The following is a 12,675-nucleotide window of genomic DNA, read 5'->3' as shown; positions in this document are numbered from 1 at the left end:
ACCTCCACGCGCGGCGCGGTCCTAGTCGGTGTCCTTACGCCACGTCTTGACGGTCGTCTTCGGATTGGACGCGGAATTCGACGTGTGCGCCACCAGGCAGCGGTACTGCTTGCCCAGGTAGGCGACACGATCATTCGCCGCGTACCGCCGGTTTACTTTCCACTCCGAGAAACCCGCTGCCATGTGATGACGCCCTTTCAAGGGTCCGGCTCGCTGCCGGCCCGCCGGAATTCTCCCACGGCCCGGGCCTCACGCTCCCCGCAGCAGCGTCACCACCGCCGCCCCGCCCAGCCCGATGTTGTGCGCCAGCCCCACCCGCGCGCCCTCGACCTGCCGGGCCCCCGCCTCGCCCCGCAGCTGCCAGGTCAGCTCCGCCGCCTGCGCGAGGCCGGTCGCCCCCAGGGGGTGCCCCTTGGAGATCAGTCCGCCGGAGGGGTTGACGACCCAGCGGCCCCCGTACGTCGTCGCGCCGCTCTCCACGAGCTTGCCGGACTCGCCCTCCCGGCACATGCCCAGCGCCTCGTACGTCAGCAGCTCGTTGACGGAGAAGCAGTCGTGCAGCTCGACCACGTCGACGTCCTCGATGCCGAGGCCGGACGCCCGGTACACCTGGAGCGCGGCGGCCCGCGACATCGGCCGGCCGACGACGTCGATGCAGGAACCGGACGCGAAGGACTCCTCGGTGTCGGTCGTCATCGCCTGCGCGACGATCTCGACGGCCCTGTCGTGCAGGCCGTGCCGGACCAGGAAGCGCTCGGACACCACGAGCGCGGCGGCGGCCCCGTCGGACGTCGGGGAGCACTGGAGCCTGGTGAGCGGCCGGTGGATGGTCTTGGCGGCGAGGATCTCCTCCACCGTCCACACGTCCTGGAACTGGGCGTTCGGATTGTCCGCCGAGTGCCGGTGGTTCTTGGCCGCGACCGCCGCGAGCTGCGCCTCGGTCGTGCCGTACCGCTCCATGTGCTCGCGCGCCGCGTTGCCGAAGATCTGCGCGGTGGGCGGCGTCATCTCGAAGCCGTGGGCGGCGGCCATCACACCGTAGTGACGGGCGACGGGCGAGGTGGCGAAGTCGCCGCCGTCCGAGCCGCCGCCCAGCGCCCCCCGCTTCATCTTCTCGAAGCCCAGCGCCAGCACGCAGTCGCTGACGCCGCCCCCGACGAACTGCCGCGCCGTCATCAGCGCGGTCGAGCCCGTCGCGCAGTTGTTGTTGACGTTGTAGACGGGGACGCCGGTCAGCCCCAGTCCGTACGCCGCCCGCTGGCCGGCGGTCGACGGCTGGAAGCAGTACCCGGCGACCACCTGCTGGACCTCGTCGTACGTGATCCCGGCGTCGGCCAGGGCCGCGCCGCCGGCCTCCTTCGCCATGTCCCAGTACTGCCAGTCACGGCTCTCGGGCTTCTCGAACTTCGTCATCCCGACACCGACGACGTACGCCTTCGTGCTCACGGCACAGCTCCCCTCAGTCACGCGGCAGGCCGAGCAGACGCTCGGCGACGACATTGAGCTGGACCTGGGTCGTGCCTCCCGCGATCGTCAGGCAGCGCGACATCAGGAACCCGTGCACGGCCCGCTCCCCGGCCCCCTCGCGCACGGCCCCCTGCGGGCCGAGCAGTTCGAGGGCCAGTTCGGCGACCTTCTGCTGGTGCTGTGTCTGGACGAGCTTGCGCACGCTCGCGCCCGCGCCCGGTTCCAGACCCGACACCTGCTGGGTGGTGGTACGCAGCCCGATGCAGGCGAGGGCGTGCGCCTCGGCGGCGAGCGCGCCGATACGCACCCCGTACGCGGCGTCGAGTCCGGCGGACGCCGCTATCAGCGCTTCGAGTCCGGTGTCGAAGGCGACCTGGTCGGCCATGTGGACCCGCTCGTTGCCCAGGGTGTTGCGGGCGACCTGCCAGCCGCCGTTCACCTCGCCGACCACCGCGTCGTGCGGCAGAAGCACGTCGTCGAAGTACACCTCGTTGAAGAGCGAGTCGCCGGTGATCTCCTTCAGCGGCCGGATGTCGATGCCGCCGGACGCCTTCGGGCCGGCCTTCATGTCGACGACGAAGTACGTCAGCCCCTTGTGCTTCGGGGCGTCCGGGTCCGTGCGGGCGAGCAAGATCCCGTAGTCCGCCCACCGCGCCCCGCTCGTCCACACCTTCTGCCCGTTGACGCGCCAGCCGTCCGCCGTCCTCTCCGCCCTCGTCCGCAGCGACGCCAGGTCCGACCCGGCGTCCGGCTCGGAGAAGAGCTGGCACCACAGGGTCTCGCCGCGCAGCGTCGGCCCCAGGTAGCGCTCCTGCTGTTCCGGCGTCCCGTACGCGAGCAGCGAGGGCACGACCCAGGTGCCGATCCCGAGGTCGCTCACCTTCACCCCGGCCTCGCGCGTCTCCCGCTGCACGGCGAGCTGCCGCACAGGCCCGGCCCCCAGTCCGTACGGCGGCGGCAGGTGCGGGGCCGCGTATCCCGTCGGCGCGAGGGCGCGGCGGGCGGCGGCCGGGTCGAGGCCGCGCACGCCGCTGATCGCCTCGCGCGCCTGCCGGCGGTACGCGTCCGCTTCGGGCGGCAGTTCCAGCCGCAGCTCGCGCCGCGCGCCGCCCACCGCGAGGCGTGCGGCGCGCTGCCGGTGTGCGTCGCCCGAGCCGAGCAACTGGCGCGCGACCAGCGCCCGGCGCAGGTAGAGGTGGGCGTCGTGTTCCCAGGTGAAGCCGATGCCGCCGAGGATCTGCACGCAGTCCTTGGCGCAGGTGTACGCGGCGTCGAGCGCGGCCGAGGCGGCGAGCGCGGCCACCAGGTCGGCGGCATCGGTCCCGGCGGCGCGGGCCGCGTCCCAGACGAGGGCCCTGGCCTGTTCCAGCCGTACGAGCATGTCGGCGCAGAGGTGCTTGACCGCCTGGAACTGCCCGATGGGACGCCCGAACTGTACGCGCGTGCGGGCGTGTTCGGTGGCGGTGTCCAGCGCCCACTGGGCGACGCCGCACGCCTCGGCGGCGTACAGCACGGCGGCGAGGCCGGGCACCGGGTCGCCGCCGTCCCCGAAGACGAGCCGGCGGTCGGCGGGCACGGTGACGGCGTGTGCGGTGACCTCGGCGGTGGGCCGGGCCGGGTCGGCGCTCTCGTGGGTACGGACGACCAGATCCCCGGCGTCCACGGCGAACCACCCGTCACCGGCGGCGAGCACGAGGACGTCCGCCTGCCCGCCGCCGAGGACGGGCGGAGCCGTCCCGTCGAGCCGGTAGCCGCCGTCGACGGGGGTGGCGGTGAGCGTGCCCGCGCCGAGCGCCACGGCCCCGATGCGGGCGCCCGCCGCCAGCGCCGCGACGAGCGGCTCCTGTCCGCCGCGCCGCAGCACCTCCGAGGCGAGCACGCTCGGCAGGTACGGGCCCGGCAGCGCGGCGCGGCCCGTGGCCTCCAGCACGACGGCGAGGTCGAGCAGCGCGCCTCCCCCGCCCCCGCACTCCTCGGGCAGGTGAAGCCCGAGCAGGCCCTGCTCGGCCGCCCCGTCCCAGTACGCGGGCCGCCGTTCCGCCGCCCCGCCGGTCACAGCCCCGTCGAGCACCTTCCGCACGGCCTCGGGCGGCACCGCCCGCGCGAGCCAGCGGCGTACGGAGTCCGCCAGGTCGCGATGCTCTTGCGTGATTCCGATACCCATGCGCGGCAGACTAGAACACGTTCCAATCTGACGGAAGGTCAGAAACGGACGGAAGAATCGATACGGCTACGTCCGTTCGAGTGGCAGGGACATCACGGGCCATCTACGTGGGCAACGGACAGAAGGCACCAAAACCTGCCAAGCAATGTCAGCGCCAACGTCAACGAATGGAACTTCATGCGACTCCGCAGCACCCTGGCCGCCACTGTCGGCGCCTTCGCACTCGTACTGACGCTGCCCACCTCCGCCAACGCGGCCGACGGCATCTTCACGTACCAGTACGCCGACCAGTCCGGCGTGCTGACCAACCCTCCGAGCGGGGAGTGCATCACGCTCCCGGAGGTGGCCGACGAGCAGGTCCTGCCGGCCCATACGCCGGGCAACGCGACGGACGCGGTCGCCACCGTCTACGCGGGCTCGGAGTGCACGGGCCCGCAGTTCGACCTCCGCGCCCACACCGGCCACGGCTCCGACCGCCTCAAGGTGCGCTCGGTCGTCTTCCACTGAGCACAGCGACTTCCGCCCCGGTCCCCGCGCTGTGCGCCTGCGCGGGGACCGGGGCGGAGCTGTACGGCGACGATCCTCAGAGACCGCCCTCGGCGGCGGCCGTGACGAATGCCGCGAAGACGGCGGGAGCGACGGCGAAGGCGGGGCCTTCGGGGTTCTTGGAGTCGCGGACGGCGACACGGCAGGGCTGAGCGGCGACCTCGACGCAGTGGCCGCCGGTATCACCGCTGTACGACGACGCGCGCCAGGCGGTGGCGCCGAGGGGGGCGCACTCGATGCACTCGCCGCCGGAGCTGCCGCTGTAGGACGACTTACGCCACTGCGCGCCCGTCAGGTCCCGGCTGCTGCCCATAACGTTCCTCCATTACACGAGCGATCAGTGCCGCTGAGTCCTCCGGGGAGAGGGCTGCGGCCTGCAAGCGAGCGTATCCGAGTGAACGCTCCCTGATCACTTGCGGGTTGGCGGTCATGTGGCCCGAGTCGTAGCTCTCGGCGTAGAGGAGATCAGGGTCGTCATCGAAGCGCAGGAGAGTGAACGATCCCATCATCCCCGCATGTTGGCCCGTCGAGAAGGGCAGCACCTGAATCTGGACCCATTGCCGGTCGCTGAAGCGCAACAAGTGCGCAAGTTGGTTCCGCATGACCTCGCGGCCACCGATCTCCAGGCACAGAACCGACTCGTCCAGCACCACCCACAGAACCGGCGGTTGCACTCGCTCCAGGATGCGCTGCCGCTCCATTCGGGCCGCCACCATCCGGTCCAGCTTGCTGGAGTAGTCGACGCCCAGGATCGCCGTTGCGTACTCCTTCGTCTGAAGCAGTCCGTGCACCACCTGCGCCTGGTACGAGGAGATGTACGCCGCCCCGCGCCTCCATCTCCGCGTACGCCTGGAACCAGTGCGGCAGCTGGCTGCGCAGTACCAGGCCCACCAGCCGCGAGAACGTCCCGCCCGTCCCGAGCGCCGCGTCCATCCGCTCCGAGAAGTCGCGGGTCGGCACCTTCCGCGCCGTTTCGACCTGGCCGATCAGCGAGCCCGTACAGAAGACGATGTCGCCGAGCTGTCCCTGCTTGAGCCCGGCCGCCTCTCGCAGGCGGCGCAGTTCGGAGCCGTAGTAGTCCAGCGGCGACGCGCTGGGATCGAGGTCGCGGATGTTGACCATGCGGCGGCCACCCCCAAGTTCACGCCGTGCGGCGTTCGTTTCGGTCGGTAGCCGAGCGTAATCGCGCCACCGCACTCTGGTGACATGAATCACGCAACTGACCACTCACCAGCGCACCTTGCCACCGGCTACCGCATGGGCTTCACCGTCGGTGAGCATTCGGCACGGCACCTGCGGCGCATCGTGCGGACGTTTCTGGCCCGCTGGGACATGGCGGAGCTGACCGACGCGGCCGAACTGGCCCTCACGGAGCTCGTCGCCAACGTCGTACGGCACGTGCCGGGCCGGCACTGCACGCTCCTCATCCTGCGCCGGCCGGGCGGACTGCGGGTGGAGGTCGCGGACCGGTGCCCCGGCCCGGCCCGTACGAGAGACGGCGAAGGGGGTGAGCTCGCCGAGGGCGGGCGTGGGCTGCTGCTGGTGGAGGCCGTGACCGACCGCTGGGGCACGGTGCCGGCGCCGGGGGGCAAGACGGTCTGGTTCGAGTGCGATGCGAAGCCCTGTTCAGGCCCGCCTACGATGTGACCGCCCAGTACACGCCGTCCGTACGACCGGAGGACCCCATGGCCGCCGCCGCGCCCAAGCCCGAGACGCTCGCCGCCTTCGAGGCCGCCAAGGGCTTCATGCCGGTACGCGAGGGCCTCGCCCTGTACGCCGCCGCCGTCGAGGCCGGGGCGCTCGGGCTGCCGCTGGTGGAGATCGGCACGTACTGCGGGCGGTCCACGATCCTGCTCGCCGACGCCGCCCGCGAGGCCGGCACGGTCGCCGTGACCGTCGACCACCACCGGGGAAGCGAGGAGCAGCAGCCCGGCTGGGAGTACCACGACCCGACGGTCGTGGACCCGGAGGTCGGCCTGATGGACACCCTCCCGACCTTCCGTCGCACGCTGCACAAGGCGGGGCTCGAAGAGCACGTGATCGCGGTCGTCGGGCGGTCGCCGCAGGTCGCGGCCGTATGGGGCGGCAAGGTCGGCCTGGTCTTCATCGACGGCGGCCACACCGACGAGCACGCGGGCGGCGACTACGAGGGCTGGGCGCCGCACGTGGCCATCGGCGGGCTGCTCGTGATCCACGACGTCTTCCCGGACCCGGCCGACGGCGGCCAGGCCCCGTACCGCGTGCACCAGCGCGCGCTCGCGTCCGGCGCCTTCACCGAGATCTCGGTCACCGACTCGCTGCGCGTCCTGCGCCGCATTGCCGCGGGTATCTGACCGGCCCGGATAGCATCGGCCGGGTGTCGTACGACAGCCAGCCCCCCGCTCCCCCCGCCCCTTCCCGCCGCCCCGGCCGCCGGAACCTCACCGTCGCGGTCGCCGCGCTCGTACCGACCGCCCTGGCGGGCTGGCTCGTATGGCAGGCGACGAGCGGCCCCGGTGACAGCGACGCGCCGAAGGTGCGTCCGCAGCCGGGGCAGAGCCAGAGCCGGTCCGCTTCGTCGCCCGCCGACGCGAAGCCGTCGGCCACCACGCAGCCACCGGCGGCGACCCCTTCCCCGACCGGGAAGGACGGGAAGCCGGCCGGCACCGGACCGCTCGCCGGCAAGGTCGTGGTGGTCGACCCCGGCCACAACCCGGGCAATTTCCGTCATACACGCGAAATCAACAAACTGGTCGATGTCGGCACACACCGCAAGGAGTGCGACACCACCGGTACGTCCACCAACGGCGGCTACACCGAGGCGTCGTTCACCCTCGACGTCTCGCGCCGCCTGCGCACCCTCCTCGAAGAGCAGGGCGCGACGGTCAAGCTGGTGCAGAACGAGGACCGCCCGTACGGTCCGTGCGTGGACGAGCGGGCCCGTATCGGCAACGAGGCGAAGGCCGACGCCGTGGTCTCCGTGCACGCCGACGGCTCGGCGGTCGGCAACCGAGGCTTCCACGTGATCCTGCCCGCCCTGGTGAAGGGCGGCTCCGCGGACACGACGAAAATCGTCGCCCCCTCGCGCGATCTGGGGACGCGCATCGCGGGCAAGTTCGTCCAGGCGACCGGAAGCGCTCCGTCCAACTACGTAGGGGACGGGACGGGATTGGACGTACGCAAGGACCTCGGCGGGCTCAATCTGTCGACCGTGCCCAAGGTGTTCGTCGAATGCGGCAATATGCGTGACCCGAAGGACGCGGCTCTGCTGACGGACGGGAGCTGGCGCCAGAAGGCGGCGCAGGGCATCTCCGACGGCATCGGAAGTTACCTCAAGGGGTAGGTCCGATACCCGGGGGCCGACCTCCCGGAGGGGACGATACATTCATCCGTACGATGGGGAGCTGCCCCCGAGCTTCACACTGTGCCGCCCCGACGAGTCGACCCACTAAGGACCTTCAAAGTGAACATCCGCTCCCTCACTCGAGGCGACGGCGTGGTGATCGGAGCAGCGGTGGTGCTGTTCATCGCCTCGTTCCTCGATTTCAAGTCGTACGAGAAGCCGGCTTGCTCGGGCAACTTCTGCCCTCCGGCCGTCGGCTCCTTCAACGCCTGGGACAGCCTGGGCCTCCTGATGAGCATCTACCTCGCGGGCGTCATCGCGGCGGCGCTCATCGTGGTGTCCCGCTCCCTGCCGCAGCAGCGCAAGATCGCCGGCATCGACCTCGGACAGTTCGGCGTCGCGTTCGCCGTCTTCGCGGCGTGGACCGCGTTCTGGACGATCGTCGACGGCAGCGACTCGGGCCCCGGCCAGATCCTCGGCCTGCTGGCGGTGCTGATCCTCGCCGCCGGCGCCGTCGCCGCCCCGCTCGTCCCCGCGCTCAAGGCCCCGCTCATGGGCGCCCCGAAGCCGCAGGTCGCGCAGCCGTACGGCGGGCAGCCCGGTCAGCCGGGCCCCGGTGGCTATGGCTACCCCGGCGCCCAGCAGCAGCCGTACGGCGGCCAGCCGGGCCAGGGTCAGCAGCAGCCGTACGGCGCGCAGCCCCAGCAGGGCCAGCCGCAGGCGGCGCAGCAGGCTCCGGCGCAGGCGCAGCAGGCCGGTGCGCCCGCTGCCGCCGCCGGGGACTTCGCGCCGTTCTGGTTCGCGGTTCCGGTCGCCCGTCCGCTGTACGCCGAGGACGGTTCGCCGACGCCGATCGCCGAACTCGCGCCCGGCACCTGGTACCTGGCGGTGGAGCAGCGCGGTTCCGGTCTGGTCGCCCAGACGCAGGACGGCCGCCGCGGCGTCCTGCCGGACACGACCGGCATCCAGCGCGGCTGACGCCCCGCGACGCGACTCCGACGGCCCCTCGCCCCTTCCGGGCGGGGGGCCGTTGTCGTACAGTCGACCGGGCACGGAACTGACGTAGCGTCAGGTACTCGACAGCCGTCGCTCCGGAGGGATTCAGGGATGCGCCTCGGACTCGCTCTCGGCTACTGGGGCCGCGGCCCGGACCCCGGCCATCTCCCCCTGGCCCAGGAGGCGGAGCGCCTCGGATACGACTCGGTGTGGACCGCCGAGGCGTGGGGCTCCGACGCCTTCACGCCGCTCACCTGGCTCGCGGCGCACACCTCCCGCATCCGGCTGGGCACCGCCGTCGCGCAGATGGCCGCCCGTACGCCCACCGCCACGGCCATGCACGCCCTGACCCTCGACCACCTGTCCGGCGGCCGGATGATGCTCGGGCTCGGTCTTTCCGGTCCGCAGGTCGTCGAGGGCTGGTACGGGCGCGCCTTCCCCGCCAGTCCGCTCACGGCGACGCGCGAGTACGTCGACACCATCCGCCAAGTGCTGGCCCGCGAGGCGCCGGTGGAGGTGGACGGGCGCTTCCATCCCCTTCCGTACCGGGGTGCGGACGCCGTCGGCATCGGCAAGGCACTCAAGCCCATCACGCATCCGCTCCGGTCCACCCTCCCGGTCCTGCTGGGCGCGGAGGGCCCGAGGAACATCGCCCAGACGACCCGTATCGCCGACGGCTGGCTGCCGCTCTACTGGTCGCCGATGCGCACCGGCGTGTACGCACGGTCGCTGGCCGGGCTTCCCCCCGGCTTCATGGTGGCGCCGATGGCTCGGGCGAAGGTCTGCGACGACGTGGCCGAGGGCCTGCTGCCGGTCAAGGCGATGCTGGGCTTCTACATCGGCGGAATGGGCCACGCGGCCCGCAACTTCCACGCGGACCTGATGGCCCGCATGGGCTTCGAGGAGGAGGCCCGCCGGGTGCAGGAGCTTTTCCTCGCCGGACGCAAGGAGGAGGCGGTGCTGGCCGTGCCCGACGCGTTCGCCGACGAGATCTCCCTCGTGGGCCCGCGTGAGCGGATCGCGGAGCGCCTGGAGCTGTGGCGCGCGGGGCCGGTGACCGACCTGCTGGTGACGGCCCCGGACCCGCGCACCCTGCGGGTGCTGGCGGAGCTGAACGGCTGACGGCCGGTGCTCTCACTCACCCCGCGCCGCTCAACAGCCCGCTTTCAGCCGAACGTCGCCCGCTCCAGCCAGAAGTCCAGCAGTGCCGCGTCGCCCAGCACCTCCACCCGGTCGCTGCCGGGCGGCAGGCGGCGGTAGAAGACCTGGAGCACGTCGGTGAGCGGGCCGCGCAGGGCGACCGTTGCCTTCTCGTGCGCCCGGCGCCAGGTGAAGCCGTCCTCGCCGAACTCGATCAGCCACTCCGCGCCGGGCACGTCCGTCGCGTGGAGGTGCAGGGAGCGGCCGGCGCCGCGCAGTTCGTTCGCCTGCTCGTCGGCCCCCGTGGACTGCGACCACGCGACGAGCTCCAGCCACTCGTCGATGGTGTCCGCCGCGATGCCGGGGTCGAGTTCGAAGACGATGCCGGCGGCGATCGCCGCGTCGGCGCGGTGCACCACCGTGTCGTGGGTCTGGCGGCGCGCCCAGAACGCCGCCCTGTTGTCCCCGTTCCAGGTCCACACCTTGGCGTCCGGGCCGGCCGCGCGCAGGGTGTCGGCCGTCTTCTGCGCGCCCTCCTCCAGCCACGCGTCCAGAGCGGCCGGTTCGGCGTCGCCGGGGCCGGTGTGTCCGGGCACCATGTCCTCGGGCACGTCCTGCGAGGACTTCGTCCGTACGATCGTCTCGACCCAGCGGTGCGCGCCGCCGACGTGCCGCGCGAGGTGGCCGAGAGTCCATCCGGGGCAGGTCGACACCTTCGTGCTCAGGTCCGCGCCGACGAGCACGGCCCGCAGCAGGTCGGTCTGGCGGACGATTTCTTCGCAGTAGCGGGTGTGATCCAGGTCGTTCATGCGGGCACTCTAGTGAACCCGCGAGCGGAACGGCCCCGTTTCACCGGGCGTAAAACGGCAACACGTTCGACATGTCCCCCCGTCATCGCAGTGGAAGCAACCAGGCAGCGACGATCATCATCGTCATCGCCGACATCATGGCCGTGATACTCGGTCTGTGGATCCTGATGTACCTGCTGGACGCCAACCGCGCGAACGACCTGGTGAACTTCGTCCAGGACGCCGCCCGCTGGCTCGCCGGCTGGTCTCACGACCTGTTCACCTTCGACGAGGCGTGGGCGCGCGTCGTCGCCGGCTACGGACTGGCGGCGATCGTGTACCTCTTCGTCGGTCACGCCCTGGCCAACGTCCTGCGCCGCCACTGAGCCCGCCGGCCCCGGGGCGGGGCCGGCGGCCGGGCGGTCAGCAGCAGTCCGGGTCCAGTCCGAGCGGCAGCCGTTCGCCGCTGAAGACCGCGGTGGTCGCCTCGTCGCCTCCGAGGGCGGCCACCGCAAGCAGCAGGGAACCCGCCGTCCAGGTGGTGAGTTCCTCGGGCCACACGGCCCGGTTGCCCTCGAAGACGTACCCGGTCCAGTACATGCCGCCCGGTGCGCGCAGGTGCTGGATGGACTGGAGGATCTCCAGCGCCCGGTCCGACTCCCCCATGACCCACAGGGCGAGGGCGAGCTCACAGCTCTCGCCGCCGGTCACCCAGGGGTTCGGGAGTATGCAGCGCACGCCGCGGCCGGGGACGACGAAGCTGTCCCAGTCGGCCTCGATGCGGGCCTTGGCCTCCGGGCCGGTGATCGCGCCCGCGAGGATCGGGTAGTACCAGTCCATCGAGTAGCGGCTCTTGTCGAGGAACCGCTCGGGGTGGCGCTGGATGGCGTGCCGCAGCGCGCCGACCGCCAGCTCCCAGTCAGGCTGCGGCTCCTCGCGCTGCTCGGCGACGGCGAGGGCGCAGCGCAGCGCCTGATGGATGGAGGAACTGCCGGTCAGCAGGGCGTCGTTGACGGGCGTGCCGTCGTCCTCCCGCTTCCAGCCGATCTGGCCGCCGGGCTGCTGGAGCGCGAGTACGAACTCCGTCGCCGCGTAGACGGCGGGCCACATGCGGTCGATGAACGCGTCGTCGCCAGTGGCGAGGTAGTGGTGCCAGACACCGACGGCGATGTACGCGCAGAAGTTCGTCTCGCGGCCGCGGTCGGTGACGCGCTCGGCGTCCCCGTCGTCGTACGCCGCGTACCAGGAGCCGTCCGCGTTCTGGTGCCGGGCCAGCCACTCGTAGGCGCGGGCGGCGGCGTCGTGCTCGCCCGCCGCGTCGAGCGCCATGGCGGCCTCGGTGTGGTCCCACGGGTCGAGGTGGTGGCCCCGGAACCACGGGATGGCGCCGTCCTCGCGCTGTGCGGCGAGGATGCCGGCCACGGTCTCGGCGGCCTCCTCGGAGGTGAGGACGCCAGGCAGGACGAGGTGTTCCGTACGCTCGGGAATGGTCACTTCGCGTCCGCCGCGACCGACGTGGCCGGCAGGTGGGGCTTGGTCGCGTACGCCACGAAGCTCTTGCCCACCAGGGGGTTCAGCGCCTGCTCGGCGAGGCGCGTGGCGAGGGGTTTCTTCATGATGTCCCAGACCAGCAGCTTGTGGTACGCGCGGACCGGCAGCGCCTTGTCGTTGTCCACACCGAACGCGCACTTGAGCCACCAGTACGGCGAGTGCAGCGCGTGGGCGTGGTGCGTGCCGTACGGCTTGAGGCCCGCTTCGCGCATCCTGCCGAGCAGCTCGTCGGCCTTGTAGATGCGGATGTGGCCACCCTCGACCTCGTGGTACGCGTCGCTGAGCGCCCAGCAGATCTTCTCCGGCCCGTAGCGCGGCACGGTGACAGCGATGCGCCCGCCCGGCTTCAGCACGCGGACCATCTCGGCGAGCACGCCCTTGTCGTCGGGGATGTGCTCCATGACCTCGGAGATGATCACGACGTCGAACGAGGCGTCGGGGAAGGGGAGGTTGAGCGCGTCGCCCTCCATGGCGGTGGCGGTGGCGCCCGCCGGGGCCTCGCCGGCCTCCTTCATGGCGGCGAACCACTTGGCGACCTCGCGGATCTCCTCGCCGTTCTGGTCGAGGGCCACCACCTGGGCGCCGCGCCGGTAGCACTCGAAGGCGTGCCGGCCCGCGCCGCAGCCCAGGTCGAGCACGCGATCGCCCGGGGCGAGCGGGAAGCGGGAGAAGTCCACGGTCAGCACGGGGTCTGCCCTTCC

The 12,675-nt window shown here is 71.9% G+C and carries 14 protein-coding genes and 1 pseudogene; 7 read left to right on the top strand and 8 right to left on the bottom strand.

Annotated elements, in window-relative coordinates; all coding sequences use genetic code 11:
• Nucleotides 1-21: 21 nt before the first annotated feature.
• The 3 genes from AS594_RS41275 to AS594_RS24130 form a co-directional block, all read right to left on the bottom strand.
• On the bottom strand, nucleotides 22-183 hold the full coding sequence (locus AS594_RS41275) for a carbohydrate-binding protein (RefSeq protein ID WP_079144427.1): 162 nt from the start codon (nucleotides 181-183) through the stop codon (nucleotides 22-24).
• Between the two features lie 66 nt (nucleotides 184-249).
• Nucleotides 250-1,446, bottom strand: coding sequence for a lipid-transfer protein (locus AS594_RS24135; protein ID WP_079144428.1), 1,197 nt, complete (start codon nucleotides 1,444-1,446; stop codon nucleotides 250-252).
• A gap of 13 nt (nucleotides 1,447-1,459) precedes the next feature.
• On the bottom strand, nucleotides 1,460-3,631 hold the full coding sequence (locus AS594_RS24130; RefSeq protein WP_069935358.1) for an acyl-CoA dehydrogenase family protein: 2,172 nt from the start codon (nucleotides 3,629-3,631) through the stop codon (nucleotides 1,460-1,462).
• Between the two features lie 177 nt (nucleotides 3,632-3,808).
• Between AS594_RS24130 and AS594_RS24125 the strand changes: the two genes are divergently transcribed.
• Entirely contained in the window at nucleotides 3,809-4,138 is a 330-nt protein-coding gene (locus tag AS594_RS24125; protein WP_069935357.1) for a hypothetical protein, read from the top strand.
• Between the two features lie 76 nt (nucleotides 4,139-4,214).
• Here AS594_RS24125 and AS594_RS24120 read toward each other — a convergent pair whose 3' ends face one another.
• A complete protein-coding gene (locus AS594_RS24120; RefSeq protein ID WP_069935356.1) occupies nucleotides 4,215-4,490 on the bottom strand; it encodes a DUF397 domain-containing protein in 276 nt (91 codons plus the stop codon).
• Nucleotides 4,450-5,299 (bottom strand): annotated as a pseudogene (locus tag AS594_RS24115) (helix-turn-helix domain-containing protein). The gene AS594_RS24120 and the pseudogene AS594_RS24115 overlap by 41 nt, the downstream one beginning before the upstream one ends.
• Before the next feature lie 84 nt (nucleotides 5,300-5,383).
• On the opposite strand from AS594_RS24115, the gene AS594_RS24110 reads away from it, so the two are divergent.
• The 5 genes from AS594_RS24110 to AS594_RS24090 all read left to right on the top strand — a co-directional run bounded on the left by AS594_RS24110 (nucleotide 5,384) and on the right by AS594_RS24090 (nucleotide 9,617).
• Nucleotides 5,384-5,824: an ATP-binding protein gene (locus AS594_RS24110; RefSeq protein WP_069928968.1), complete on the top strand. Its 441-nt coding sequence runs from the start codon at nucleotides 5,384-5,386 to the stop codon at nucleotides 5,822-5,824.
• Nucleotides 5,825-5,862: 38 nt separating this feature from the next.
• Nucleotides 5,863-6,510 (top strand): class I SAM-dependent methyltransferase, encoded by a 648-nt coding sequence (locus tag AS594_RS24105; protein ID WP_069935355.1) that lies wholly within the window; start codon nucleotides 5,863-5,865, stop codon nucleotides 6,508-6,510.
• Between the two features lie 23 nt (nucleotides 6,511-6,533).
• On the top strand, nucleotides 6,534-7,499 hold the full coding sequence (locus AS594_RS24100; protein WP_069932238.1) for an N-acetylmuramoyl-L-alanine amidase: 966 nt from the start codon (nucleotides 6,534-6,536) through the stop codon (nucleotides 7,497-7,499).
• 120 nt (nucleotides 7,500-7,619) lie between these two features.
• The gene (locus AS594_RS24095; protein ID WP_069928966.1) at nucleotides 7,620-8,477 is read left to right on the top strand and encodes a DUF5336 domain-containing protein; all 858 of its coding nucleotides are present in this window, start codon (nucleotides 7,620-7,622) and stop codon (nucleotides 8,475-8,477) included.
• A 129-nt stretch (nucleotides 8,478-8,606) separates the two neighbouring features.
• Nucleotides 8,607-9,617 carry an LLM class F420-dependent oxidoreductase gene (locus AS594_RS24090; protein ID WP_069928965.1) on the top strand — a complete coding sequence of 337 codons (1,011 nt, stop codon included), beginning with the start codon at nucleotides 8,607-8,609 and terminating at the stop codon, nucleotides 9,615-9,617.
• A 44-nt stretch (nucleotides 9,618-9,661) separates the two neighbouring features.
• Here AS594_RS24090 and AS594_RS24085 read toward each other — a convergent pair whose 3' ends face one another.
• Nucleotides 9,662-10,444, bottom strand: coding sequence for a maleylpyruvate isomerase family mycothiol-dependent enzyme (locus AS594_RS24085; protein ID WP_069928964.1), 783 nt, complete (start codon nucleotides 10,442-10,444; stop codon nucleotides 9,662-9,664).
• A gap of 71 nt (nucleotides 10,445-10,515) precedes the next feature.
• Here AS594_RS24085 and AS594_RS24080 point away from each other — a divergent pair, with 71 nt between their 5' ends.
• Entirely contained in the window at nucleotides 10,516-10,809 is a 294-nt protein-coding gene (locus AS594_RS24080; protein WP_069928963.1) for a hypothetical protein, read from the top strand.
• A gap of 37 nt (nucleotides 10,810-10,846) precedes the next feature.
• On the opposite strand, the gene AS594_RS24075 is transcribed toward AS594_RS24080, so the two are convergent.
• A complete protein-coding gene (locus AS594_RS24075; protein WP_069935354.1) occupies nucleotides 10,847-11,917 on the bottom strand; it encodes a prenyltransferase/squalene oxidase repeat-containing protein in 1,071 nt (356 codons plus the stop codon).
• Nucleotides 11,914-12,660: a class I SAM-dependent methyltransferase gene (locus tag AS594_RS24070; RefSeq protein ID WP_069928961.1), complete on the bottom strand. Its 747-nt coding sequence runs from the start codon at nucleotides 12,658-12,660 to the stop codon at nucleotides 11,914-11,916. Before AS594_RS24070 ends, AS594_RS24075 begins: the two co-directional genes overlap by 4 nt.
• Between the last annotated feature and the right edge of the window lie 15 nt (nucleotides 12,661-12,675).

The organism is Streptomyces agglomeratus (assembly GCF_001746415.1).
In the GTDB taxonomy this organism is placed as follows: Bacteria; Actinomycetota; Actinomycetes; order Streptomycetales; family Streptomycetaceae; genus Streptomyces; species Streptomyces agglomeratus.
The sequence above is the reverse complement of the archived record's forward strand: the minus strand, read 5'-3'. Positions and strand labels throughout refer to the sequence as shown.